Annotated in this window: 24 protein-coding genes; 14 read left to right on the forward strand and 10 right to left on the reverse strand. The window is 64.5% G+C overall.

From position 1 onward, the window contains the following. Window positions 1–266: 266 nt before the first annotated feature. The 3 genes from NLM32_RS44605 to NLM32_RS44615 all read right to left on the reverse strand — a co-directional run bounded on the left by NLM32_RS44605 (window position 267) and on the right by NLM32_RS44615 (window position 1,960). Window positions 267–485: a hypothetical protein gene (locus NLM32_RS44605; RefSeq protein WP_283047035.1), complete on the reverse strand. Its 219-nt coding sequence runs from the start codon at window positions 483–485 to the stop codon at window positions 267–269. A 1-nt stretch (window position 486) separates the two neighbouring features. Then, entirely contained in the window at window positions 487–1,146 is a 660-nt protein-coding gene (locus tag NLM32_RS44610; RefSeq protein ID WP_254134975.1) for an acyl-homoserine-lactone synthase, read from the reverse strand. A gap of 85 nt (window positions 1,147–1,231) precedes the next feature. Continuing rightward, window positions 1,232–1,960 carry a LuxR family transcriptional regulator gene (locus NLM32_RS44615; RefSeq protein WP_254134976.1) on the reverse strand — a complete coding sequence of 243 codons (729 nt, stop codon included), beginning with the start codon at window positions 1,958–1,960 and terminating at the stop codon, window positions 1,232–1,234. 167 nt (window positions 1,961–2,127) lie between these two features. Between NLM32_RS44615 and NLM32_RS44620 the strand changes: the two genes are divergently transcribed. From NLM32_RS44620 to NLM32_RS44665, 10 genes are all read left to right on the forward strand, one after another. Continuing rightward, window positions 2,128–2,304 (forward strand): hypothetical protein, encoded by a 177-nt coding sequence (locus NLM32_RS44620; RefSeq protein WP_254134977.1) that lies wholly within the window; start codon window positions 2,128–2,130, stop codon window positions 2,302–2,304. Window positions 2,305–2,506: 202 nt separating this feature from the next. After that, entirely contained in the window at window positions 2,507–3,445 is a 939-nt protein-coding gene (locus NLM32_RS44625; RefSeq protein ID WP_254134978.1) for a LysR family transcriptional regulator, read from the forward strand. Between the two features lie 144 nt (window positions 3,446–3,589). After that, on the forward strand, window positions 3,590–4,468 hold the full coding sequence (locus NLM32_RS44630) for a shikimate dehydrogenase (RefSeq protein ID WP_254134979.1): 879 nt from the start codon (window positions 3,590–3,592) through the stop codon (window positions 4,466–4,468). A gap of 55 nt (window positions 4,469–4,523) precedes the next feature. Then, window positions 4,524–5,654, forward strand: coding sequence for an ABC transporter substrate-binding protein (locus NLM32_RS44635; protein ID WP_254134980.1), 1,131 nt, complete (start codon window positions 4,524–4,526; stop codon window positions 5,652–5,654). Between the two features lie 216 nt (window positions 5,655–5,870). Next, window positions 5,871–6,746 carry a branched-chain amino acid ABC transporter permease gene (locus tag NLM32_RS44640; protein ID WP_254134981.1) on the forward strand — a complete coding sequence of 292 codons (876 nt, stop codon included), beginning with the start codon at window positions 5,871–5,873 and terminating at the stop codon, window positions 6,744–6,746. Continuing rightward, the gene (locus NLM32_RS44645) at window positions 6,743–7,741 is read left to right on the forward strand and encodes a branched-chain amino acid ABC transporter permease (RefSeq protein WP_254134982.1); all 999 of its coding nucleotides are present in this window, start codon (window positions 6,743–6,745) and stop codon (window positions 7,739–7,741) included. The genes NLM32_RS44640 and NLM32_RS44645 overlap by 4 nt, the downstream gene beginning before the upstream one ends. Further along, window positions 7,738–8,481, forward strand: a complete 744-nt coding sequence (locus NLM32_RS44650; protein ID WP_254134983.1) for an ABC transporter ATP-binding protein — start codon at window positions 7,738–7,740, stop codon at window positions 8,479–8,481. Before NLM32_RS44645 ends, NLM32_RS44650 begins: the two co-directional genes overlap by 4 nt. Window positions 8,482–8,493: 12 nt before the next feature. After that, window positions 8,494–9,231 carry an ABC transporter ATP-binding protein gene (locus NLM32_RS44655; protein ID WP_254134984.1) on the forward strand — a complete coding sequence of 246 codons (738 nt, stop codon included), beginning with the start codon at window positions 8,494–8,496 and terminating at the stop codon, window positions 9,229–9,231. Continuing rightward, window positions 9,228–10,286 carry a Gfo/Idh/MocA family protein gene (locus tag NLM32_RS44660; protein ID WP_254134985.1) on the forward strand — a complete coding sequence of 353 codons (1,059 nt, stop codon included), beginning with the start codon at window positions 9,228–9,230 and terminating at the stop codon, window positions 10,284–10,286. The genes NLM32_RS44655 and NLM32_RS44660 overlap by 4 nt, the downstream gene beginning before the upstream one ends. After that, the gene (locus NLM32_RS44665) at window positions 10,283–12,154 is read left to right on the forward strand and encodes a bifunctional sugar phosphate isomerase/epimerase/4-hydroxyphenylpyruvate dioxygenase family protein (protein ID WP_254134986.1); all 1,872 of its coding nucleotides are present in this window, start codon (window positions 10,283–10,285) and stop codon (window positions 12,152–12,154) included. Before NLM32_RS44660 ends, NLM32_RS44665 begins: the two co-directional genes overlap by 4 nt. A 42-nt stretch (window positions 12,155–12,196) precedes the next feature. On the opposite strand, the gene NLM32_RS44670 is transcribed toward NLM32_RS44665, so the two are convergent. Continuing rightward, window positions 12,197–13,369, reverse strand: a complete 1,173-nt coding sequence (locus NLM32_RS44670; protein ID WP_254134987.1) for an ABC transporter substrate-binding protein — start codon at window positions 13,367–13,369, stop codon at window positions 12,197–12,199. Window positions 13,370–13,666: 297 nt separating this feature from the next. On the opposite strand from NLM32_RS44670, the gene NLM32_RS44675 reads away from it, so the two are divergent. Next, complete coding sequence (locus NLM32_RS44675) at window positions 13,667–14,929, forward strand: NAD(P)/FAD-dependent oxidoreductase (RefSeq protein ID WP_254134988.1); 1,263 nt, start codon at window positions 13,667–13,669, stop codon at window positions 14,927–14,929. A 54-nt stretch (window positions 14,930–14,983) separates the two neighbouring features. Here NLM32_RS44675 and NLM32_RS44680 read toward each other — a convergent pair whose 3' ends face one another. Further along, window positions 14,984–16,195, reverse strand: a complete 1,212-nt coding sequence (locus NLM32_RS44680) for an ABC transporter substrate-binding protein (protein ID WP_254134989.1) — start codon at window positions 16,193–16,195, stop codon at window positions 14,984–14,986. A 37-nt stretch (window positions 16,196–16,232) separates the two neighbouring features. Then, window positions 16,233–17,441 (reverse strand): cytochrome P450, encoded by a 1,209-nt coding sequence (locus NLM32_RS44685; protein WP_254134990.1) that lies wholly within the window; start codon window positions 17,439–17,441, stop codon window positions 16,233–16,235. Window positions 17,442–17,524: 83 nt separating this feature from the next. Between NLM32_RS44685 and NLM32_RS44690 the strand changes: the two genes are divergently transcribed. Beyond that, a complete protein-coding gene (locus NLM32_RS44690; RefSeq protein ID WP_254134991.1) occupies window positions 17,525–18,028 on the forward strand; it encodes a MarR family winged helix-turn-helix transcriptional regulator in 504 nt (167 codons plus the stop codon). Between the two features lie 385 nt (window positions 18,029–18,413). Here NLM32_RS44690 and NLM32_RS44695 read toward each other — a convergent pair whose 3' ends face one another. Beyond that, window positions 18,414–20,264 (reverse strand): feruloyl-CoA synthase, encoded by a 1,851-nt coding sequence (locus NLM32_RS44695; RefSeq protein WP_254134992.1) that lies wholly within the window; start codon window positions 20,262–20,264, stop codon window positions 18,414–18,416. Between the two features lie 148 nt (window positions 20,265–20,412). Here NLM32_RS44695 and NLM32_RS44700 point away from each other — a divergent pair, with 148 nt between their 5' ends. Together NLM32_RS44700 and atzF are read left to right on the forward strand one after the other, a co-directional pair. Beyond that, window positions 20,413–20,907 carry a MarR family winged helix-turn-helix transcriptional regulator gene (locus NLM32_RS44700; RefSeq protein WP_254134993.1) on the forward strand — a complete coding sequence of 165 codons (495 nt, stop codon included), beginning with the start codon at window positions 20,413–20,415 and terminating at the stop codon, window positions 20,905–20,907. A 194-nt stretch (window positions 20,908–21,101) separates the two neighbouring features. Beyond that, window positions 21,102–22,907 (forward strand): allophanate hydrolase, encoded by a 1,806-nt coding sequence (gene atzF, locus NLM32_RS44705; RefSeq protein WP_254134994.1) that lies wholly within the window; start codon window positions 21,102–21,104, stop codon window positions 22,905–22,907. Window positions 22,908–23,049: 142 nt separating this feature from the next. Here atzF and NLM32_RS44710 read toward each other — a convergent pair whose 3' ends face one another. Genes NLM32_RS44710 through NLM32_RS44720 form a run of 3 tightly spaced genes read right to left on the reverse strand, consistent with a single transcriptional unit; the run spans window position 23,050 to window position 25,576 of the window. Further along, entirely contained in the window at window positions 23,050–23,772 is a 723-nt protein-coding gene (locus tag NLM32_RS44710; RefSeq protein ID WP_254134995.1) for a GntR family transcriptional regulator, read from the reverse strand. 4 nt (window positions 23,773–23,776) lie between these two features. Beyond that, entirely contained in the window at window positions 23,777–24,169 is a 393-nt protein-coding gene (hpxZ, locus tag NLM32_RS44715) for an oxalurate catabolism protein HpxZ (protein ID WP_254134996.1), read from the reverse strand. Window positions 24,170–24,181: 12 nt separating this feature from the next. Then, entirely contained in the window at window positions 24,182–25,576 is a 1,395-nt protein-coding gene (locus NLM32_RS44720; protein WP_254134997.1) for an AtzE family amidohydrolase, read from the reverse strand. Window positions 25,577–25,578 lie beyond the last annotated feature (2 nt).

Genomic DNA, 25,578 nt, shown 5'->3' on the forward strand with positions numbered 1-25,578 from the left:
CAGTGAAAGAGCTCCCCCTGCCTCTTCAAGGCGGAAAAATGGGTAATGGCAGTATCGTTCCGAGGCAAGAGTGATTCCGCGTCAGACATGCACTTTGTTGCATGCCGGTGCATGCGATCAAAAACAGGCCTCGCAAATCCCGCCTTGCACAAAACCGCCTTGCAAGAAGACTGCCGCGCAGGGTGGGGCAGCCTGACGCACCCAAACGATCACCCTCCCCCCGTTGCCGGGGAGAGGGTGCGCAGCTTGTCGGAACGAAGATACGTCTAGTGCGACGTGACCCGTCGAGGGAAATCATCCGGCTCGTTGAGCTCGCTGTTGGCCGTCGAGGCCTCCAGCGCCGCCATCCGGAACAGGTAGGCGAGCGTCGCCAACCCGGTGTCCTCGGCCATCTGCGCCAGCTCGAGCGCCATGTCGGACATGTAGCCGAGATTCTCGTCCTTGGTTTGCGCCATGATTTGGCTGTCTCGCATCATGTTCGACATCTCAGGCGCTCTTTCGTTGCGCGGCGGTACGGCCGCAAAGGTTGGCACGGGCGATACAATCGAGACGCGGCCCGTCCTGGTGGACGAGGTTCTTCATCCCGATCCGTTCGCGCACGATGTTGAGTGATTCCTGGCGGATCTCGATGGTCGCGGCCATGGTCCAGGAGTCCTCGACCAGCGCCGGCAATCCCAGCGGCGTGACGACGAAGCCGATGTCGTGGAAGCGCGGCAGCCACCATGTCTCCATGACGAGGCAAAGCCGCTCAATGCCCTGATCGAGGCAGAACTCCTGCGCCGCCGCCATGAGCTGCAGATTGAGCGCACCATCGCGGCGCTCGCGCGTCACGAAGAAGCGCGACCATTCCCAGACCTGCGGATCGACCGGGCAGCCGCGCACCGCAGCGAGATGGGGGAAGACCTCGCTCATCATGGTCGACTTGGTGGTCGGATACAGGCGGGAACCGCCGAGCACGCGGCGATTCTCGAGAGCCAGCAGATAGACCGCGTCCTCGTTGTCGTAGTCGTCGATCTCGCGGCTGTCGGGCTTGCGCAGCGCCTCCCATTTCCGCTCTTCGACGAAAATCTCGTGGCGCACACGGAAATGCTGTTCGAGCACATCCTCGTAGAGGTGCCGGTTGACGGCAGAAATCACATGAATCATGAACTCCCCCATGGCTTGAAATGGGGGCAGCCTCAGCGAAAAAGCCAAAACCGACTATTGGGAAATTTCCCAGTAGGCGAAGATTTCAGGGATTGATGATTCTTTGGCGGATCGCGATCGCGACCGCATGCGTCCGGTTGACGGCGCCGAGCTTGCGCGCAGCGGTTGCAAGATGCTCTTCGGCGGTGCGCTGCGTGATGTTGAGGATCTCGCCGATCTCCCAGGCGGACTTGCCCTGCGATGCCCAGGCGATCACCTCGCGCTCGCGCGGGGTCAGGCGCGCCGACGGATGCGGCGACGGCGCGAGCAGACGGCGAATGTGGTCGAAGCCGTACATCGCAATCAAATGCAGTGCCGGCTTGCTGCGGGCATTGAGATCGAGATGAACGCCGCCGAGCGAGACGCCGGCCTCATAACCGGTCAAGCCGTGGATCGGCACGACGAAACCGCGCGACATGCGGAAATCGGCTGCACGCCGCATCACCTCGACCGCGCCCGGCTCGAGATCCGCGTCATAAGGCGCTTCCGACCATTCGAACGGATTGACCGTGTGGCGGCACTTCCTGATCACGGGATCGACGCGGTCGTAGCTCTTTTCGGTGTAGAGGCTGAACCATTCCGCAGGCCATCTCTTGGCCAGCACCATCTGCGAAAAGCGCTGATCGGGATTCGGCAATCCGGTTACGATGATGTGCTCGAAGCCGTAGCGGCCGAAGGTGATCGCAAGCGCATCCATTGCGTCCGGGACCCTGTCATAGGCTCCCAGCCCTTCGATGAAGTCCAGCGCTTCCCGGCCATAATCAACGGCAGACATCGGTGCGTTTCCTGACCCTCGCCGTTCCGTATAGCACGTCTTTGGGGGCGGCCTCAATTCACCGCTTCCGTAATTTCCCGGTGTGGCTTTCGCACCGAAGATTTAATCTACTTGTGGAGGAAGTGACGCCAAGTTACACCTGAGGTGTCTAGAGCGGGAAAGCCACGATGGAAGACGAGAACATCGCCCTCAACAGCGTGCTCGGCCTGGAATTGAACCGCGTGTTTTTCGCCGTGCGCGATACGGCCAACAAGCAGAAGATCATCGAGTTCGCGCGCGAGGTGCTGCAAAGCGAGCGCCCCAAGCTCGTCGACAGCGCTTCACCGGAAAATCCTGCGAGATAGCACGCAGGTGCAGCAGACGACGCCGATGCAACCGATCGCGTGGCGATGTCTTTCGATGTGAGCGCGCTGCTTTTGGTCGAAACACCCTGACCGCGACGTTACCCGTCCTCCTCCCCTCCACCAAAGTCCCACTTGCCGCTGGCTGACGTCACAGCTTCCGTGAGATGATCGCCGCCACGATCGTCTTTCGGATGCCAAGACCATGATGACTCTGCGCCAGGTTGAAGTGATCCGTGCCGTGATGGTGACGGGCACCATCGGCGGCGCGGCGAAGCTGTTGAACGTGTCGGCGCCGGGGATCAGCCGGCTGGTCAAATACACCGAGCGCTCGCTCGGCATCCGCTTCTTCCAGCGCCAGAACGGCCGCTACTTCCCGACGCCGGAAGCCGAGAACATTTTCGAGCAGATCAACGGCGTCTACAAGAAGGTCGACGACCTCTCCGAGATCATCTCCAAGATCGGCCGCGGCGGATTGTCGGAGCTGCGCATCGGCTCGGTGCCGAGCATCTCGCAGGTGATGGTGCCGCGCGCGATCGAGCGCGTCCGGCGCCGCTATCCCGACCTCGGCATCGACATCAACATCCTCAAGCTCGAGGAAGCGATCGACTATCTCATGCTCGGCCGCGGCGAGTGCGTGGCGATGAGCTACCGGCTGGAGCATTCCGGCCTCGATTTCATGCCGCTTGCCTCGGGCGAGCTCTATTGCATCGTGCCGCCCGGCCACGAGCTTGCCGGCCGCAAGCAGGTCTCCGCCGCCGAGATCACCCGCTATCCGCTGATCGGGATCGATCCGAACGACCCTTACGGCCGCATCATGGCCGAGATCTTTGCGCGCAACCGGCTGGAGTACAACATCACCATCCGCGCGCGGTTCGGCACCACGGTCTGCGCGCTGGTGAAGGCCGGGCTCGGCATTGCCATCATCGACCAGTTCACCGTGGCCCATGGCGGCTATCCGGGCATCGAGCTCCTGAAGATCACCGAGCCGACCCGGTTCGACACCTACATTGCGGTGAAGCGCGGCGCCCCGCTGTCGCTCCATGTCGAATATTTCATCGAGTCCCTGCGCGCCGAGATGCGCGCGGTCGAGCCGTCCCGCGGCAACGGCAGGGCCGCCTCGGGGCGCGGGCGCAAGAAATAACATTATGTTAGGTTTGCTGGCTAAATGGGTAATTGTGTTAGGCAGGGGAAAGACTATCGTCCCTCTTGGAATGGTGCGGATTTCCCCGCTAATGGCCGGACCTCAACGCGCCCCCAACAGACGATCAAGAGACGATAGTGGATCATGTCTAGCCGCGGACCCATCGCCCCCAAGAAACTCCTGACCGGCCTGATCGGCGCGCCGATCGCCCATTCCGCCTCCCCCGCCATGCACGAGCGCGCCGCCGAAGCGCTTGGCCTGCGCGGCCATTATCAGCTCATCGAGGTCGCCGGTGCGGACGCAACCGGCCTCAGCATGATGCTCGAGGGCGTGCGCCGGCTCGGCTTTGCCGGCGTCAACGTCACCTTTCCCTACAAGGAAGCAGTGGTGCCGCTGCTCGACGAGCTGGCTACGACGGCGGCGACCATGGCCGCGGTCAACACCGTCGTCGTCAAGGACGGCCGCCTGATCGGCCACAACACCGACACCACCGGCTTTGCGCGCGCCGTCAAGCCGTTGCTGGCTCCTGCCGGAAACGCGGTCGCCGTGATCGGCACCGGCGGCGTCGGCAAGGCGATCGCCTTTGCGCTGGCGAGCCTGAAGGTGGCCGACCTCCGCATCTTCGACAGCGAGCCGGCGCGAGCCGAAAAACTCGCCGCGCTGCTGGCCAAGCATGGCGGCGCGCGGGTCGCCAGGAGCGTCGAGGACGCGCTCGACGGCGCAACCGGCCTCGTCAACGGCACGCCGGTCGGGATGCTGCCGAACCGCGACACCCCGGTCCCGCCCACGCTGCTGCGCGAAAGCCTGTGGGTCGCCGACGCCGTCTATTCGCCGCTGATCACGCCGCTCCTTGCCGCAGCGCAGGAGAAGGGCGCGCGGATCATGACCGGGCGCGAGCTTGCGATCTACCAGGCTGCCGACGCCTTCGAACTGTTCACAGGCCTTGCCCCGTCGACCGAAGTCATGGGAGAGGCTTTTGACGCCGTGATGGCCGCGCGCAGCGCCGCCTATCAGGCAGCTTGAAGCGAAGCGGCCGGACACAAGGCCGCTTGCAAAATTGAAACGGGAGGAGAGGACGATGAAATCAACGCTACTGGTGGGCGCGCTGCTCACAGCAATCACGACATCGGGCGCCTATGCGCAGGCGATCAAGCTCGCCGACGTCGCCGAACTCTCCGGCGGCGGCGCCACCGTCGGCACCAACTGGAAGAACGGCATCGACCTCGCCATTGAGGAGATCAACGCCAAGGGCGGCGTGCTCGGCCGCAAGCTCGAGGTCACCCATGCCGACTCGCAGTCGAACCCCGGCGTCGCCCGCGCGCAGGTGCAGAAGGCGCTCGATGCCGAACCCTATGTGCTGCTCGGCCCCGGCTATTCCGGCTCGGTGAAGGTCACCGCCCCACTCGCCGCCGAAGCCGGCATCGCCCAGATCATGGGTGGCGAAGCCGCCGAACTGACCCAGGCCGGCAACAAATTCCTATTCCGCACCTCGTTCGGCCAGCAGTCCTCGATGCCGAAGGTCGCAAAATACATCCACGACGACATGAAGGCGAAGTCGGTCGCGGTGGTCTGGGTCAACAATGACTTCGGCCGCGGCGGACGCGACGTCGTCGTCAAGGAGCTGGAGCGGCTCGGCTCCAAGGTCGTCGCGGATCTCTCCACCGAGGCGGGTCAGGCCGATTTCGCCGCCGACGTCGGCAAGATCAAGGCTGCCAATCCCGACGCCGTGTTCGTCTATCTGAACGAGGAAGAGAGCGCGCGTATTCTCAAGGAGCTGAAGCGCCAGGGCGTCACCGCGCCGCTGATGGGCGAGACCACGCTGATCGGTCAGAAGGTGATCGAGCTCGCCGGCGACGCCGCCAACGGCGCGCGCGGCCATGTCGGCCTCACCACGGATGCGCCGGTCGACCTGATCAAGGGTTTCCGCGACCGCTTCTCGAAGAAGTACAATTACGTGCCCGACCATAACGGCCTGAAGGGCTACCTCGCCGTCTACATGGTGAAGGCCACCACCGAGAAGATGGGCAAGGTCGATTCCAAGGCCTTCGCCGATACGCTGCACGGCCTGACCATCAAGGCCGCGGACGAGCCGGGCATTTTGATGGACGTCACCTTCGATGCAAACGGCGACATCGACCGGCAGAGTTTTCTGGTCGAGGTGGTCGAAGGCAAGCAGGTCGTGAAGCAGGTGCTGCCGAAGGTGAAGTGAGGCGTTCTTTGCCCTTCTCCCTCGCCCCGCTCTTCGCGGGGAGAGATCTCTCTTCCCCTTCTCCCCGTTCTTACGAGGAGAGGGTTGGGGTGAGGGGCCGCTTCCGCAAAAATGGTGAGAGTTAGGCTCGCGGAGAGAGCCCCTCACCCCACCCTCTCCCCGCAAGCGCGGGGCGAGGGAGACGATAGAGCCGGACGTGGGACACAAGAGGGGAAAATGTCCAATCTGTTCGATCTTCTGGTCGCGGGACTGGCCACCGGCGCGATCTATGCGCTGGTCGCGGTCGGCTTCACGCTGCTGTGGCAGACCTCGCAGACCATCAACTTCGCGCAAGGCGAGTTCGTGATGCTGCCAGCATTTTTGATGCTGGCGGCGATGCATGTCGGCGCGCCGTTCTGGCTCGCGATCATTCTCGGCATCCTCTTGTCGATGATCCTGCTTGGGCTGGCCTTCAAGATGCTGCTGGTCGATCCGATGATGCGCCATGGCGTGCTGCCGCTCGCGATTGCGACCATGGCGCTGGCGATCGGGATCAAGGAAGCCGTCAAGCAGTTCTTCAGCGCGGAGGCGTCGCCCTTTCCGTCGATCGTGCCGACCGGCGACATCTCCATCCTCGGCCACGCCGTCTCGCTGCAGAGCATCGGCGTCCTGGTCGTCGCCATCCTCGCCGTGTTCGGCCTGACGACGCTGCTCAACCGCACCTCGCTCGGCCACCAGATGCAGGCGGCAGCCCAAAACCCGACGGTGGCGCGCATCATCGGCGTGCCCGTCGAGCGCATGATCCTGCTGACCTTCCTGATCAACGCCTTCCTGGTCGCGCTGGCCTCGCTGCTGATCACGCCGATCTATCTGGCGAAGTTTTCCTCCGGTGAAGTGCTCGGCCAGGCCGCCTTCATCGCCGCGATCGTCGGTGGCTTCAACCAGGTGCGGGGCGCCATCGCCGGCGGCCTGTTGATCGGCGTGCTCGACAATCTCGCGGCAGCCTATGTCTCGACGCAGTACCGCGCCGCCGTGCCGATGATGTTCCTGATCGCCGTCATCCTGTTCCGGCCGCAAGGATTGCTCGGCCGCGCCGAGGAGCGCACGGTATGAGCGGCTTTGCCAAACCCCTGAAGATCGCGCTCGGACTCATCGTCATTGCCGGCCTGATCGTCGTCCCCATGAACTTCAACCGCTACGGCCTGTTCATCCTGAGCCAGTGGGCGGTGATGACCATCGCGGCGATGGGTCTTAATCTCACGCTTGGCTATGCTGGCCAGGTCTCGCTGGCGCAGGGCGCCTTCGTCGGCATCGGCGCTTATGCATCGGCGATCATGACGACGCATGGCTGGCCGCTGCCCGCGGCGATCCTGGTCGCAATCGTGCTTGCCTTCGCGATCGGCTGGGTGCTCGGCTATCCGGCGTTGCGGGTGCAGCATCACTACCTCGCCTTCGTCACGCTCGCCTTCTCGACCCTTGCCTTCCTGGTGTTCCGCAACGAGAGCTGGCTCACCGGCGGCATCTACGGCATCTCCAACATTCCGCGGCCGGACTTCTTCGGCATCGCGACCAACAAGCCGCTGCCGTTCTACTATGTCTGCCTCGGCTCGCTCGCGATCGTGTCCGTCGCGGTCTGGTGGCTGATTCGCTCGCCCTGGGGCCGCGCCTTCATGGCGCTGCGCGAGAATCCGCTGCGCGCGCAATCGCTCGGCATCGATACCCGCCGCTACACGCTGATGGCATTTGCGATCGGCTCGGCGCTCGGCGGCATCGCCGGCGCGCTCTATGCGCCGCTGACGCAATATATCGACCCTGTGCCGTTCAACCTGTCGCTCTCGCTCGATCTCCTGATGATGGTGATCGTCGGCGGCGCCGGCTTCTACTTTGGTCCCTTCCTGGGGGCCATGATCGCGGTACTGCTGCCGGAATGGCTCCGCTTCACGGAGGGGTATTATCTGATGCTCTACGCGATCGCAGTGATGGGACTGCTGATCTGGTCGCCGACAGGCATTCTGGGAATCCTCGATCGCTACATGGCCGCACGCCGCACCAAGGCGGCCTCCGCATTGCGCGCCGTCGCAAAATCCCGGCTGGAGACGGCGCAATGAGTGCGGTCCTCGAGGTTACCAATATCAAGAAGAGCTTTGGCGGCATTACCGCGGTCGACGGCGTCTCCTTCGATGTTCGCGAGGGCGAGATCCTCGGCCTGATCGGCCCGAACGGCTGCGGCAAGTCGACGTTGTTCAACTGCATCCTCGGCCAGCTCACGCCATCAGGCGGCGAGGTCAAGCTCGACGGCAAGCTCGTCACCGGCCTGCGCCCCTCCGAGCTCAACAAGCTCGGCGTCAGCCGCACCTTCCAGCTCCTGCAGGTGTTTCCAAAACTCTCGGTGCGCGAAAATCTGATCCTCGCCGGACAGGAGCATCAGGGCAACATGGCCTCGCGCCTCGTCGGCCGTTCCGACGCCGGGCTGACGGACGCCGCCAACCAGATGATCGGTTTCTTCAAGCTCGATCATCTCGCCGCGGAACCTGCCGGTGGTCTCTCCTACGGCCAGCAAAAGCTGCTCGATGCGGCCATGGCCTTCATGGGCGGGCCGCGCCTGGTGCTGCTCGACGAGCCCGCGGGCGGCGTCAATCCGACCATGCTGTCGGATCTGAAGGAGCGCCTCGTCGCGATCAACCGCGAGAAGAACGCGACCTTCGTCGTGATCGAGCACAACATGGAGTTCGTGATGTCGTTGTGCTCGCGCGTGATGGTGATGGCGGAAGGCAAGGTGCTGGCGATGGGGCGGCCGGACGAGGTCCGGAAAAACCCCGCCGTGATCGAAGCCTATCTCGGACATTAGGGACAACGAGCCATGAGCGATCCGATCCTCTCGGTTCACAACCTCGTCGGTGGCTACGGCAAGATGACGATCCTGAACGGCACCACATTCTCGGTGCCGCCGGCGACCATCACCACCATCATCGGCCCCAACGGCGCCGGCAAGTCGACCGTGTTCAAGGCGATCTTCGGCCTGCTGAAGCTGCGCGACGGCAAGATCAGCTTTGCAGGCCGCGACGTCACGAATTTGAGCCAGCGCGCGCTGCTCAATGCCGGCATCTGCTACGTGCCGCAGGGCCGCAACATCTTTCCCGAGCTCTCGGTCCGCAGCAACATCGAGCTCGGTGGCGTCTCTGCGGGGAAAGGCATCGACCTGCCGACGCGGATCGAGGCCGCCCTCGATCTGTTCCCGGCGCTGCGGCGAAAGTCGACGCAACAGGCCTCGACGCTCTCCGGCGGCGAGCAGAAGCAGCTCGAGATCGCCCGCTCGCTGCTGCTCGAACCAAAGCTTGTGCTGATCGACGAGCCCTCGATCGGCCTGTCGCCGCTGATGGTGCAACAGACCTTCGATATTCTGAAGAGCCTGCGTGACCGCGGCGTCACCATCCTGATGATCGAGCAGAACGCACGCTCGGCGCTGGAGATCTCGGACATCGGCATCGTGCTCGAGCTCGGCCAGACCCGCATGGTCGACAAGGCCGAGCGCATCCTGAACGATCCGCGCATCGGGCAGCTCTTCCTCGGTGGCGCCATGGAGGAGAGTGCAGCATGAATGCAAAATTGCGCATCGGCGTTGCCGGCGCCGGCCTGATCGGCCGCCGTCATATCGAATTGATCGAGGCGTCCGGGGACTGCGTCCTGGCAGGGATCGCCGATCCCTCGCCCGCAGCAAAGGATTACGCGCTGGCGCACAACGTGCCCTGCCATCCGGACCATCGCGCGCTGCTGGCGCAGGAGAAGCCCGACGGCCTCGTCATCGCCTCTCCCAACACGCTGCACCTGCCGATGGCGCTCGACTGCGTCGAAGCCGGCGTGCCCGCGCTGATCGAGAAGCCGGTGACCGAGACGGTCGCCGCCGCGCAGCGCCTGTGCGCGGCGGTAAAGTGCACCGGCGTGCCGATGCTGGTCGGCCATCACCGCCGGCACAATCCGATCATCAAGTCGGCCCGCGAGATGGTGACGAGCGGCAAGCTCGGCCAGCTCACCGCCGTGGTGGGGCTGTGGCTCCTGAAGAAGCCCGACGATTATTTCGAGGTCACCTGGCGACGCGAGCAGGGCGGCGGGCCGCTGCTGATCAACCTGATCCATGACATCGACAATCTCCGTTTCGTCTGCGGCGAGATCACCGAGGTGCAGGCGCTGACGTCGAACATGGTGCGCGGTTTCGCGGTCGAGGACACCGCGGCCCTGTTGCTGCGCTTCGCCAATGGCGCGCTGGGAACGGTGACGGTCTCCGATGCGACGCCGGCGCCGTGGAGCTGGGAGCTGACCGCGGGCGAGAACGCGGTCTATCCCAGGCAGGATCAGCCCTGTTACGTCTTCGCCGGAACGAACGGCTCGCTTTCGGTGCCGACCATGGAGCTGTGGTCCTATCCGCAAAATCCGGGCTGGCATGCGCCGCTATCGCGCAATCCCGTCGCACTCGCAGGATATGATCCCCTCGCCGAGCAGCTGCGGCACTTCCTCGCCGTGATCGCCGGCCACGAACAACCGCTGATCTCCGTCGAAGACGCGATGGGCACGCTTGCGGTTGTCGAGGCCGTCAGCGAAGCAGCACGTACGGGCCAAAAAATATCGCCGGGCCACATCATGGAGCAGGCAGCATGAACAAGCGCTCGATCGCAACCGTTTCCCTCTCAGGGGCGCTGGACGAAAAACTTCGCGCCATCGCATCCGCGGGCTTCGAGGCGGTCGAGATCTTCGAGAACGATTTGCTGTCGTTCGGCTCTGGCCCGCGCGACATCGCAAAGCTCTGCAAGGACCTCAATCTCGAGATCTGCGCGTTCCAGCCGTTCCGCGACTTCGAAGGCATGCCCGAGCCGCAACGCGCGCGCAACTTTGCCCGCGCCGAGCGCAAGTTCGACCTGATGCAGGAACTCGGCACCGATCTGCTGCTGATCTGCTCCAACGTGTCCCCGAGCTCGCTCGGCGGCATCGACCGCGCGGCTGACGATTTCCGCGAGCTCGGCGACCGCGCCGCCAAGCGCGGTTTGCGCGTCGGCTACGAGGCGCTGGCCTGGGGGCGGCATGTCAACGACTATCGCGATGCCTGGGAGATCGTCCGCCGCGCCGATCATCCCGCGATCGGCGTCATCCTCGACAGCTTTCACGCGCTGGCGCCCGGCTTCCCGGTGCGCGCGATGGCCTCGATCCCTGGCGACAAGATCTTTCTGGTGCAGCTCGCCGATGCTCCCAAGCTCGAGCTCGACATCCTCTCCTGGAGCCGCCACTTCCGCTCCTTCCCCGGCCAGGGCGATCTGCCGGTCGGCGAGTTCATGCAGGCGATCGCGGCAACCGGCTATTCCGGTCCGTGGTCTCTGGAAATCTTCAACGATCAGTTCCGCGCCGGCTCGGCGGCACAGACCGCGGTCGACGGCCTGCGCTCGCTGATCCTGTTGCAGGACCAGCTCGCGCCGGATTGGCCGAAGCTCGTAGGCGAGCCCTTGGCGCCGAAGGCCAAGAGCAGCGGCACGGGCTTCATCGAGTTCGCCGTCAACGAGACCAAGGCCGGCGAGCTCGCGCATCTGTTTTCGCAGCTCGGCTTCCGCAAAAGCGGCAAGCATCGCAGCAAGGCCGTCGAGCGCTGGTCGCAGGGCAAGGTCGAGCTCGTGATCAATTCCGAGACCGACGGCTTTGCGCATTCCCACTACGTCACCCACGGTCCGGGTGTCTGCGCCATCGCGCTGGATGTCGACAATGCCGGCCTTGCGATGCAGCGGGCGGAGACGCTGAAGGCGCGCACCTTCTACCAGCCGGTCGGACCGGGCGAGCTGGAGATCCCCGCGATCCACGGCGTCGGCGGCAGTCTCCTGTATTTCCTCGACCAGGCCGGCAAGAACTGGGACACGGATTTTGCGCCAGTCGCGAGCGATGCAAGCGCCGATGCGCTGCTCGCCATCGACCACATCGCGCAATCGATGCCTTACGACGAGATGCTGTCCTGGCTGCTGTTCTACACCGGCATCCTCGACCTCAAGCGACTGCCGCAGATGGAGATCGCCGACCCCAGGGGTCTCGTGCAGAGTCAGGCCCTCATCAATGGCGACCAGAGCCTGCGCTTTGTCGTCAACGGCTCCTCCGCCAACCGCACGCTGCCGGCGCGCTTCATCTCGGAGTTTTTCGGCTCAGGCGTGCAGCATGTCGCGTTCGCGTGCGAGGACATCTTTGCCACCGTTGCCGCGATGCGCGCCCGCGGCGCGGATTTCCTGGATATCCCTGACAATTACTACGACGACATCGAGGCCAAATACGACCTCGCGCCCGATGTCATGGCAAAACTCCGCGCCAACCACATCCTCTACGACCGCGAGGGCGATGGTGAATTCTTCCAGGTCTACACGCACATCTTTGATGAGCGCTTCTTCTTCGAGATCGTGGAGCGGCGGAGCTATCAGGGCTTTGGTGCGGCGAATGCCGGGATCAGGCTCGCGGCGCAGGCCCGCGAGGTGCGGCCATCGAGCGTGCCGCGGGTGTAGTTTCCCTCCCCCCGCTTGCGGGGAGAGGGAGAGGCTAAGACCTCACTTCATCGTGCACTTGTCGTGGAAACGATCCTGGTCGTTCTCCACGATCGTCGCCACGGTCTTCAGCGAGAGCTGGCCTTCGCCGTCCTTGACCACGTCCTGCAGATAGAAGCTCTGCACCGGGATGTGGTTCTTGCCGTATTTGAATGGGCCGCGCAGCGACTTGATGTTGGCCTTCTCCATCTCGGCCTTCATCGCGTCCTTCTTGCTGGTGTCGCCCTTCACGGCGACGACCGCGCTGTTGATCAGCTGGGCCGCGTCATAGGCCTGGGCGCCGTAATAGGTCGGACGCAAGCCGGTATACTTCTTGCGGTAGTCGGCGACGAAGCGCTTGTTCTGCTCGTTGGGGAGGTCGTTGACCCATTCCTGCGCGCCGGGAACGCCGAGCGCGTTCTCCTTCTGCAGTGGCAATGACAACTCGTCGACGGTAAACGCCGTGTAGAGCGGCATCGTGCTCTTCAGGCCGGCCTGCGCATATTGGTTGAGGAACTGCACGCCGGCAGCCCCCGGATAGAACACGAAGATCGACTCCGCGCCCGAGGCGCGCGCCTTGGAGAGCTCGGCGGAGAAGTCGAGCTGGCTCGGCCACACCGTGTATTCCTCGCCCTTGACCTCGCCCTTGAACGTGCTCTTCACGCCCGCAAGCATGTCCTTGCCGGCCGCGTAGTTCGGCCCGATCAGGAACACGCTCTTGACGCCCTTCTGGTTCATGTAGAGGCCCATGGCGGCCGGCGTCTGGTCGTTCTGCCAGGAGGTCGAGAACACGTAAGGCGAACACAGCTCGCCCGCGAGCTGCGACGGGCCGGCATTGGCCGAGATCAGGAAGGTCTGCGAATCCACCGCGGTCTTGAGCGAGGCGAGCAGCACGTTCGACCAGATATAGCCGACGATGAAATCGACCTTGTCGGACTGCACCAGTTTTTCGGTCTTCTGCTTGCCGACATCGGGCTTCTGGCCGTCGTCCTCGTAGATCACCTCGACCGGCTTGCCGTCCATCTTGCGGCCCATGTGATCCAGCGCGAGCTCGAAAGAGTTGCGCATGTCATTGCCGATCACGGCGGTGGGGCCGCTGAAGGTCGAGACGAAACCGATCTTGATGGTGTCGCCGGCGAATGCCGGGCTCGCCAGCGCGAGCGCAGCCGCACCCGCCAGCCAGAATGCTGTCTTCATAACCACTCCCCTCCTTATTATTGATCCCGGAAACGGGGTGATCGCCGCCCCGGGTCTGTCTCTATTGAACGCAAAATCTGTCGCGCCGCCAATGGCTCAGCGCCCGCCCCTGCACCATATTTCGCCCCAAATGGGGATGGCAAGAAATATAATTCTACTCACTTCGGCCGAGGCTGCGGCGCTTTTTCGCGGCCAATCGATACATCGGGCCTATTCCCCGATTGACGACGGCTATTGGACCGCGGCGCCCAATTCGCACTTAAATGAGGAAAGTGAGCAGCGAGATTCGAGGGCATCATGACCACGACACCGCATCGCGTCGTTATCGTCGGCGCAGGCTTCGGCGGATTGGAGACGACCTACCGGCTGGCGGGCGCGCCGGTCGAGATCACGCTGATCGACCGCCGCAACCATCATCTATTTCAGCCGCTGCTGTACCAGGTCGCGACCGCCTCGCTCGCGACCAGCGAGATCGCCTGGCCGGTGCGTCATTTGATGCGCGACCGGCGCGAAGTGACGACGCTGTTTGCGACCGTCAGCGGCGTCGATGCCGACAGGCGCTGCGTGCTGATCGACGATGGCAGCGAGGTGCCCTACGACACGCTGGTGCTCGCCACCGGCGCGCGCCACGCCTATTTCGGCCACGACGAGTGGGAGGCTTGGGCGCCCGGCCTGAAGACGCTGGAAGACGCGACCACGCTGCGCCGTCACATCCTGGTGGCGTTCGAGCGCGCCGAGCGCGAGACCGATCCGGCCAGGCGCGCGGCGCGGCTGACTTTCGTCATCGTCGGCGCCGGCCCGACCGGCGTCGAGCTTGCCGGCACCATCGCCGAGATGGCGCACCACACGCTGCCCGAAGACTTCCGCAACATCGACACCCATAAGGCCCGGGTGGTCCTGATCGAGGCCGGCCCGCGCGTGCTCGCAGGCTTTCCCGACAATCTCTCGGCCTATGCGCAAGCCTCGCTGGAAAAGATCGGCGTCGAGGTCGTGCTCGGACAGGCCGTCACCGAGATCAATCGTGAGGGCGTCGTGTTCGGCGGCAAGCTGCTCGAGGCCAAGACACGAATTTGGGCCGCCGGCGTGCGCGCCTCGCCCGCCGCCGAATGGCTCGGCGCACCGGCTGATCGCGCCGGGCGCGTGCAGGTCGCAGACGATCTCACCATCCCGGGCCATCCCGAAATCTTCGCGATCGGCGACACCATCAATATCAATGCCTGGGAGGGCAAGCCGGTGCCCGGCATCGCGCCGGCCGCGAAGCAGCAGGGCCGCCACGTCGCCGAAACCATCAAGGCGCGGCTGCGGGGCGAGAGCAAGGGCGCATTCCGCTACAAGCACTCCGGCAGCCTCGCACAGATCGGCAAGCGGCTCGCGGTGATCGATTTCGGCAAGGTGCAGCTGCGCGGCACCATCGCGTGGTGGATCTGGGGCATCGCCCACATCTACTTCCTGATCGGCCTGCGCCACCGCCTCAGCGTGGCGCTGAGCTGGCTCTGGATCTACGCGCGGGACCAGCGGGCGGCGAGGCTGATCACGCAAGGGAGCAGCAAGGTGGCGTGAGAGAGGCTTCGCTTACCCTCCCCTGGAGGGTGAAGAAGCACTTGCAGCTACGCCCTACTTCACCAACTCGCACCCACCCTCTGCCATCGGGCGAAATGCTTGCTCCGCGGGAATCGTCGAGACCAGCTTGTAATAATCGTACGGATATTTCGACTCCTCCGGCTTCTTCACCTCGAACAGATACATCGGATGCACGACGCGGCCGTCCTGGCGGATTGCGGTGTCGCCGAACAGCTTGTCCTTGCCTTTGAACTTCTTCATTTCAGGGACGACGTCCCTGGCATTGTCGCTGCCGGTCGCGGCAACCGCGTTGAGATAAGCGAGCGTGGACGCATAGACACCGGCCTGGTTGCCGCTCGGCATCTTGCCGTTCATGCCGGGCCGCGCGGCAAACCGTTTTGCAAACGCACGGGTGTCGTCGTTCATGTCCCAGTAAAAGGCTTCCATGAGCTGCAGGCCCTGTGCGACCTTGATGCCCATGCCGTGGACGTCGTTGATGAAGAGCAGGAAGGCGACGAGTTTCTGGCCGCCCTGCTGGATGCCGAACTCGGCCGCCTGCTTCACGGCGTTGATGGTGTCGCCACCGGCATTGGCAAGGCCGATCACCTGCGCTTTCGAGCCCTGCGCCTGCAACAGGAACGAGGCGAAGTCCGACGTCCCGAGCGGATGCTTTGAGGAGCCGAGCACCTTGCCGCCGTGGCCTTCGATATATTTTTGCGCTTCCGCCTCGATGCCCTTGCCGAGCGCATAGTCGACCGTCAGGAAATACCAGTCCTTGCCGCCGCGCGACATCATTGCCGCGGCCGTGGTGTTGCCGGTCGCCCAGGTGTCGTTGACCCATTGGATGGTGTTCGGCGAGCAGGCTTTGCCGGTGAGATCGGCGCTCGCGGTCGACGACGCCAGGAACGTCATGCGGCTGTCGCGCAACAACGTGTTGATGGAAAGGCCAACCGCCGAATTCGGCACGTCGACGATGGCGTCAACGCCCTCGACGTCGAGCCATTTGCGCGCGATGGCGTTGCCGACATCGGCCTTGTTCTGGTGGTCGGCATAGACGATCTCGACCTTGATGCCCTTGCCGCCGCCGTTGAAATCCTCGGCCGCCATGCGCGCGGCCTCGACCGAGCCCATGCCGTTGGTGTCCTGGAAAATACCGGAGATATCGTTGAGCACGCCGACGCGAACGACGTTGTCGGATATCTCGGCGCTCGCCGCGCCGCCGATCAGGCTCGCGGCGAGCGCGAGCGTCCATTTCAAGTTCTTCATGGGTCCCTCCCCTTTATTGTTTTCGCCGCCGGCGGTGTCAGGCCGGCGTGATCGTCACCGGCAGGCTGTCGAGCCCACGCAGCGTGTTGTTGAAGCGGCGTTTTGGCTCGCCGGTAATCTCGATGCTGGCAACGCGGCGGGCCAAGGCCGAGAGCATCGTCTCGCCTTCGAGCCGCGCCACGAGCTGGCCGACACACATGTGGATGCCCGAGCCGTAGCCGACATGGCCGGAGGTGCGGCGCGTGATGTCGTAGCTGTCAGGCTTGTCCCAGCGCCGCGGATCGCGGTTGGCGGCAGCGAGGAACATCAGCACTTTCTCGCCTTCGCCGATGGTCGCACCTGACAGCTCGACATCGCGCGTGGTGGTGCGGAAGAAGGTCTGCACCGGGCTCTCGAACCGCACAGCCTCCTCGAACGCGTTGCGCGCGAGCGTGAGATCACTGCGCAGGCGCTGCCACTGATCGGGGAAGCGAGCCAGGCAATAGACGGCGGCACCGATCCCGTTGACCGTTGTGTCGAGGCCGGCCGACAACAGCGAGCGCACCAGCAGCGGTGCTTCCGTCGCCGTGATGGCACCCTCGTCGACATGGGCGTGAATGCAGGCGCCGATGCCGCCCGGCGTCAGGTTCTCGCGTTGGCACTGCGCGGTGACATAGGCCTGGTGCGGCGCCGAGCGCTCGATCGCGTCCTGGCGCAGCTGGTTTGGCGGGCCGAAGGCATTGAACACAAGGCTCGCATAAGGAATGAGATTCTCGCGGCCTTCCGGTTTCAACCCAAGCGCATCCGGGAAGATCGAGAGCGGATACGCCTCCGCAAGATCCGCAATCGCATCGAAGCTGCGCTTTTCCAGCAGAGTATCGACGCGCGCCTCGGCCGCCGCGGCAAAGCGGTCGCGGAGCCCCTTCATCACGGTGGGCGACAGCACGCTTGCGAGCACCGCGCGGGTGCGGGTGTGCTCGGGCGGATCGGCTTCGAGGATCAGGCTCTGCGGCCGCCACGGCGTCTCCTTCTTGAAGTCGGACAGGCCGACGCCACGGCTGGAGCAGAACGTCGCGGGATCGTTCAGGACCGCATGAACCTCGGCATAGCGCGCCACGCCATAGAGCTTCCATTTGTCGAGATAGACGACCGGACCCGTCTCGCGCAGCAGCTCGTGCGTCGGATAAGGGTCGGCGAAAAAGTTCATGTCGAAGGGATCGACGTCGAGATGCGGGACGCCTGACATGGCGGAGCCGGGTGCGCTCATAAAAGTCCTCCCTCATTTTGATCTTGTGAAAGGGCGGCGCTTGCCCTTAGGTCTTCGGGCACGCCGCGAGACAGATTCCCGATATGCCGCCTTCGACCAGATCCCGCCAAAAGCCTGCGCCCGCTGAAACCGGGCCGACGCTCGATCTCGATCGTTACGTCCCGGCGTTCATCACCTTTATCGCCAACAAGCTCTCGAACAGCGCGACCGCGTTCTATCAGCGGCAGTTCGGCGTCAACGTCACGGAGTGGCGGATCATGTCGCTGCTGGCGATCGAGCCCGGCATTCCCGCCTCGCGCATCTGCCACGTCATCGGCTTCGACAAGGGCCCGGTGAGCCGGACGCTCGCCGGCCTTGAGAAGCGCGGGCATGTGTCGATCCGCACCGACCCCAACGATGGCCGCACCCATTCGATCTCGCTGACCGCGAAGGGCCGCACCACCCATGACAAGGTGATCGTCGCGGCGTTCGAACGGGAGCGGCGCTTGCTGTCCTGCCTGAACAAGGACGAGCGCGAGGTGCTGATCGACCTGCTGCGCCGATTGCACGAGAATCTTGGCGCGGTGACGGGCGGCACCGAGGCCTGACAGGACACGCGCCGGGCGCGATCCCGCGTCACTCACGGGCATACGCTGTCGTTTGCCCGCGGCACCCATTCTGCCGAGCATAGTTTCCTCCAGGAACAGGCGCAGCGGTTCGACCCGCCGTCATCCTTGTCTGGAACGGTTCGCATAAATTAGTTGCTTAGGCAACAAAAGAATCATGCAGGATAATGCGGCAGAATGGCTGGCGTATTTGGAGAAAGCCGCTTCCGCTTCTCCCTCTCCCCGTTCTTACGGGGAGAGGGTTGAGGTGAGGGGCCTCTCTCCGCGCACGCGAGTGTCACTGGACCTATACCCCCTCACCCGGATCGCAAGAGCGATCCGACCTCTCCCCGCAAGCGGGGAGAGGTTAAGAGCAGCGCGGGCTCAGCTACAGCCCAATCCACTCACCCGACGCCTCATCATTTAGCCGCGCCACGGCATCGGCACGGCGCGTCAAAACCGCGCGCTGGTTGATGTAGCCCTTGTCGGTGATCTCGCCGCCATCGACCGACGGCGGCTCGGCGAGCAGCAGCGCGCGCGTGGCGTGGCCGGAGGAATTGGCGCCCTGCTGTTTCAGTTTTGAGAGCCCTTGCTTGATGGCCGTCCTGACCTTGTCATGCGCCAGCACGTCATTCGCGCCGGCCGTCTCCGGCAAACCGGCATGCGCGCGACAGGCGACCATGTTCGGGAACACCAGAAACCGCACCTCGTCGCCGCCATGACCGGTCACGACGATATCCTGCGCGAGCGGCGCAAGCGCGGCGATGCCGGCGACGCGCAGTGTGCCGACGCTGACCCAGGTGCCCGAGTTGAGCTTGAAGTCTTCCGCAACACGGCCATCGAAGAACAGGCCGCGCTCCGGCCGATCGGCATCGGCGAGCTTCACGGCGTCGCCGATGAGATAGAAGCCGTCTTCATCAAAGGCCTGCCTGGTCAACTCCGGTGCCTTCCAATAGCCCGGCGTGACGTTGGGGCCGCGTACCCGCACCTCCAGCTTGTCGCCGGAGGTAACGAGCTTCAGCTCGGTGCCGGGAATCGGCACGCCGATATTGCCGGAACGCTCGGCAAGGAAATGGCAATCGGTCGCCAGCGGCGAGGTTTCGGTCGAGCCCCAGGCCGAGACCATCGGCATGGCACGACCAACCGTCTTGATCGAAAGCTCCTCCAGCGCGTCCCACAGATTCTGCGGCAATGCCGCGCCGGCATAGAAGGCGAACTTCACCTCGCCGAAGAAGCGGCGGCGCAGTTCCTCATCGCCGCGCAGCGCCGTAATCAGCATGTCAAAGCCGCGCGGCACGTTGAAATAGACCGTCGGCATCACGCTTTTCAGGTTCGCAAGCGACGTCGCAAACAATCCGGGCGCAGGCTTGCCGCCGTCGATATAGAGCGAGCCGCCGTTGCGCAGCACCAGATTGAAATTGTGGTTGGCCCCAAAAGTGTGGCTCCAGGGCAGCCAGTCGAGAATGACGAGGTCGCTTCCACCTTGCTCGAGGAACGTCCAGGTCTGCGCCTTGGCTTGTTGGCTGGAGGTCAGCATGCGCTGGGTGTTGACGACAGCCTTTGGCGTGCCGGTCGAACCCGAGGTGAACAGGAATTTCGCGATCGTGTCGGGCGTCACGGCGGCGAAGGCCTTTGTGACGCCGGGAATTTCCGGCGTTGCCGCGATAGCGCGGAAGGCAAGCGCATCGGCGTCGCCGGCATTGCCACTGATGATCTGTGCCGTATGCAGCGGTTTGATCGCGGCGAGCGCGGCAGCAAACGGCTTGGTGGCGGAAACGTAGATCGCACCGGGCTCGAGCAGCGCGATCATGCTCTTCAGTTTGTCAAAATCCCTGGATATCAGCGAATAGGCCGGCGAGATCGCGGCCGAGGGCACACCGACATGCTGGGCCGCGAGTGCAAGCAGCGCATGATCGATGCTGTTGTCCGAGAGAATGACGACGGGGCGCTCCGCACTGAGCCCCTGCGCCAAAATCCACGACGCCGCGGCGCGGACGCGGCGCAAAGCACCCGCGTAGGTCACGGTGGCCCAGGGCGCATCGGCGCCGTCACGCTCGGCAAGGAAGATCGTATCCGGCGTCTGCCGCGCAAAATGCTCCAGCCAGTCGCCGACGCAGCGCGCGCAATCGCGCAAGGGTTCGCCCGAGCGCAGCACGATGCTGCCGTCGGCACGATGCTCGGCGACGGTCTTTGGTGCTGCGAACAGGCTCGAAGCGTCACCGTGTGCGGCTGAAATCATGGTTTCCTCCTCGCCCGTATCAGGGATCGGCCGCAGCCTCGTTCCGGGCCGCTTTGACGATAATGTTGGGCGGGACAATTGTTGTCGTCAACAACAATCTTCCGCTGGAGCCATCGAGGCGCTAAGGTCGTGCGGCAGGAGATGCAATGTGACAGCCAGCGCAGCCCAGACTTCCCCCCGCAAACGCACCGGCAATGGCGCGGCGCGGCGGATCGACGCGGACGAGATCGGACTGGACGCACTGGTTGGCCACGCCGGCTACGCGGTGCGGCGCTTCCAGATCTGGATCTTTCAGGATTTCATCAAGACGCTCGGCGATGTCGACATCCGGCCGACGCAATATTCGGTGCTGACGGTGATCGGCGCCAACCCAGGCCTGTCGCAGATGGCGGTGGCAAAGCGTCTCGGCATCGAGCGCGCCCGGCTGGTGCACCTGCTCGACAGCCTTGAGCAGCGCAAGCTGGTGAAGCGGATCAAGTCGAAAGAGGACCGGCGCTCGCACGCGCTGCATCTCACCGGCCAGGGCGAGACGGCGCTGGCCAAATTCAAGCGGCTCGCCGCCGAACACGAGCGGCATGTCGAGGAGAAGCTCGGCAAGGCGAACCGGGAGCGGCTGCTCCGGATCCTGGCTGACTTCACCTGATCCCGGACTGCACACGATTTGAGCAAATGCCCGGAACAGGGCGTAACGACCGCAGCCTGCTCACTAGCCAACGGATCTCTCAAGTCTATGATCTCACGATATTATCCGGGGCGACCGCGCTGCCCGGATAATGTACACAATGGCACATCGCTTGCTTCAATCCGGGTAAGACCTGTTGCCGGAGTTTTGTCACCATGGGGGCTGAGCAGCCTGAAACGATCGCCGAAATCGTGGCCGCGCATCGCGCGGGCACGATGACGCCGGCGCAGACAGTCGCGCGGACCTATCAGCGCATTCGCGACCACAACGATCCCGCGATCTTCATCAGCCTGCGCGACGAGAAGGACGCGCTCGCGGAAGCCGAAAAGCTTGCCGCGAAGGACGCCGCCAGCCTGCCGCTCTATGGCGTGCCGGTCGCCGTGAAGGACAATATCGACGCGCTGGGCTTTCCGACCACGGCAGCCTGCCCGGCTTTCTCCTTTACGCCGGCCCATGACTCGACCGCGGTGGAGCGCCTGCGCGCGGCCGGCGCCATCATCATCGGCAAGACCAATCTCGACCAGTTCGCGACCGGCCTCGTCGGCGTGCGTTCGCCCTATGGCATTCCCAAAAATGCGATCCGTGAGGATCTCATTCCGGGCGGATCGAGCTCCGGCTCCGCCGTGGCGGTCGGCGCTTGCCTCGTGCCGCTGTCACTCGGCACCGACACGGCCGGCAGCGGCCGCGTGCCGGCGATGCTCAACAACATCGTCGGGCTGAAGCCGAGCCTCGGCATGATCTCGACCGCGGGTCTCGTGCCGGCGTGCCGCACGCTCGACTGCATCTCGGTATTTGCTTTGACGGTCGACGACGCCGCCCTCGCCCTTTCCGTGATGACGGGTCCCGATCAGGCCGATCCGTTCTCGCGCGACCGGCCGCTGGGCGCGCTCACGCCGCTCCCGGGGAATCTGCGCCTGGGCGTGCCGCGTAACGGGCAACTGATCTTCTTCGGCGACAAGAAGTCGGAGGCGGCCTACGCCGATGCGCTGAAGCGCTGGACCGCGCTCGGTGCTACGCTGGTCGAGTTCGACCTCGAGCCGTTCTACGAGACGGCGCGGCTGCTTTATGAGGGGCCCTGGGTCGCCGAGCGTTATCTCGTGATCAAGAACCTCCTGGCGTCCGCGCCCGATTCGATTCATCCGGTCACGCGCGAGATCACTGCAGCCGGCGCGCGGCTCACAGCGGCGGAGACCTTCTCCGCGCTCTACCGCCTGCAGGGCCTGCGCAAGATCGCCGAGCGGACATTTGCGAATATCGACGCGCTGGTGCTGCCGACGGCGCCGACAGCGTACACGACCGCGCAGGTGCTGGCCAATCCGATCGAGCTCAACAGCCGGCTCGGCACCTACACCAATTTCGTCAACCTGCTCGACCTCTGCGGTCTTGCCATCCCGGCATCGATGCGCGCGGACGGCATTCCGTTCGGCATCACGCTGCTGGCGCCCGCCGGTCGCGACGCGATGCTTGCGAGCATCGGCCGCATCTTCCATGCCGATACGAAGTTGACAATTGGTGCGAAGAGCGTGGCGCAGGCACCGCTTGCGGCGCTTCCCGCAAACAGCGGTGACGAGATTCCGATCGCGGTGGTCGGCGCACATCTCTCGGGCATGGCGCTGAACGGCGAATTGAAGGCGCTGAATGCAAGGCTGATCGAAGCGACCAAGACCGCGCCGGACTACAGGCTCTATGCGCTGAAGACCACGCCGCCGAAGCCGGGCCTGCTGCGCGTCGAAGCCGGCAAGGGTGCGTCCATTGAACTGGAGATCTGGTCGCTGTCGTCGTCCGACTTCGGCAAGTTCGTCAACGCGATTCCTGCGCCGATGGCGATCGGGACGATCCGGCTCGCCGATGGCCGCAGCCTGAAGGGCTTTCTCGTCGAGCCGGAAGTCTTGGGCGAGGCGCGGGATATCACGGCATATGGCGGCTGGCGCGCGTATATGAAGGAAGCCGCGACAACATAAGTCTCGTAGGGTGGGCAAAGCGGCTTGTCCGCCGTAGCTCGAAGAGCGAAGGCGGAAGCGTGCCCACGATCTCCATCCATCACGCAAGAATCGTGGGCACGGCGCGTTGCGCCTTTGCCCACCCTACGAGATCACGGCAAGATCACACCGACACCGCGTAAATCTCGTACTCCCCGCGCACCAGCTCGATATGTGCGCGCATCGCAGCCGCGGCACCCTGCTTGTCGCCGCGCATGATGGCGACGACGACGCGGTCGTGCTCGGCTTGCGACTTGGCGAGACGGCCGAGATTGCGGAACTGGGCGCGGCGGAATGGTTGCACGCGCACCCGCGTCGCCAGCGTGATCTCGGCGATGTAACCGTTCTGCGATCCGGCATAGATCGCGTTATGAAAACGCTCGTTGACCTCGTGGAAGCGATCGGGATTGCCGGCGTAGCTGAGGACGCGGAGCTCCTCGTGGATGGCTTCGAGTCCATGACGCTCGGCGGCCGACATCCGCTCCGCGGCGAGGCCGGCGCACAGCGCCTCCAGCTCCGCCATCGCCTCGAACATGCTGGTCAGACGCTCGATCGACGGCTGCGCGACCACTGCGCCGCGATGCGGCCGCGCCTCGACCAGGCCGCTCGCGACCAGCTGCCGCAGCGCTTCGCGCACCGGCGTGCGCGAGACGCTGAAGCGCCGCGCGATGTCGGTCTCGTCCAGCGGAGCGCCGGGCGCGAGAGTTCCCCGCACGATCTCGTCGGCCAACTGAAGACGCAGTTCCTCGGCGCGCGTGACCTTCTGCACCGATGGCGAGGCACGGTCGACGCGCGGCACGACCGGCTCGGCCGGCAGTGTTCCGGGCGGAAAATCGTCAAGCGTCATACGGTCAGGTCTCTTTCGACTCGTCGATGATGCTGACATGGGCGGCGACGACGCGCCAGCCCTCCGGGAAGCGAATCCAGGTCTGCATCTGCCGGCCGACCTTGCCGGGAGCCGTGTCGCGATAGAACAGGGTGGAGGCGACAGCCGTATCGCGGCCGTAGCTGGAGATCACCGTCCTCGCGGTGCGGCGATTGAGGCCGACCGGCGAGCGGCCGGCGCGGAAGCCGGAGATCGCCTCATAGCCATAGAGGTTCTCGCCGATGCCGTAGCGCAGCGTGCGGGGATCGTTGCGGAACAACTCGCCGAGCACGGCAACGTCGTTGGTGACGAGGGCCTGCTCATAGCGTTCGAACGCGGCTTTGACTTCCGCGATCACATCGGGGAGATCGATCTCCATCTCAAATTCCTCTCAAAGTCCCCTTGGCGACGGCGCGGCGACCACGCCCATCTTCTCCAATGCGTGCGCAACGCGCAACGCGATGTCCTCGCGCCAGGGCGCAGCAATGATCTGCACGCCGATCGGCAGCGGTTCGAGCGGCACAGGGACCGCGACCACCGGCAGGCCGATGAACGAGATCGGCTGGGTGTGGATGCCGATATTGGCGCGCACCGGCAGCTCGACGCCGTCGAGGGTAAAGTTCACCTGACCGAGCTTTGGCGCCGTGCAGGGCGTTGCCGGCGCGATCAGCACGTCGACGGTCTTGAAGATCTCGGCGAATTGCGCGCGATACCAGCGGCGGAACTTTTGCGCGCGGTCGACCAGCGACGCAGGCACCATGGCACCGGCGATCAGCCGGTCGCGCACGGCCGGATCGAAATCATTCGGGCGCTTGCGCAGGCGATCGAGATGCAGCGAGGCGCCTTCGGTGGTGGTGATGACGTAGGCCGCGGCGCGGGCGCGGGAGGCTTCAGGCACATCCACGACCTTGCTCGCACCGAGCGCCTTGGCGACGCGGCTGACGGCTTCGACGGCTTCCGGAAACACGTTCTTCTGGAAGTGGCCGCCGGCAATCGCGATACGCAAATCCGAGACCGGATTGGCGAGCAACGGCAGTGTCGGCTCCAGCCCACGCGTCGTGCAGGCGCCGTCGTCGGCATCCGGGCCCTGCATCGCGTCATAGGCGAGCGCGAGATCGGTGACGGAACGTGCGAACGGGCCGAGATGATCGAGGCTCGCGACGAACGGGAAGGAGCGCGCACGCGACAGCCGGCCATAGGTCGGCTTCAGGCCGAAGATGCCGCAGAACGAGGACGGCACGCGGATCGAGCCATTGGTGTCCGAGCCGAGCGCGATCGGCACCAGCGCGCCGCCGACGGCGCTGCCGGAGCCACCCGACGAGCCGCCGGTCATCCGCGTGGTGTCGTGCGGATTGCGCGAGGGACCGTCATGGACGTTCTCGCCCGTAAAATCGTAGGCGTATTCGCCCATGTTGAGCGCGCCGACCAGCACGGCACCGGCAGCTTCCATGCGCTCGATCAGCGCGGCATCGCGCTTGGATGGCGCGAGGTCGCGATTGATCTTCGAGCCGGCGCGCGTAGGCAGGCCCGCGACGTCAAAGAGGTTCTTCACCGCAAAGGGCACGCCGGCGAGCGGACCGACGGTCTTGCCGGCCGCGATATCGGCATCGATCGCGCGCGATTTCGCACGGGCGCGATCGGCGGTGACGTCGGTGAAGGAGTTGAGGATCGTGTCGTGCTGCTTGATGCGCGCGAGGGCGGCTTCGGTGGCATCGAGCGCGGACATCTTGCGGCCTGCGACCGCGCTTGCGATCTCGGCAGCCGTCATCTCTGGCTTGGTGGTCATGG

It is taken from the genome of Bradyrhizobium sp. CCGUVB14 (assembly GCF_024199935.1).
Classification (GTDB): domain Bacteria; phylum Pseudomonadota; class Alphaproteobacteria; order Rhizobiales; family Xanthobacteraceae; genus Bradyrhizobium.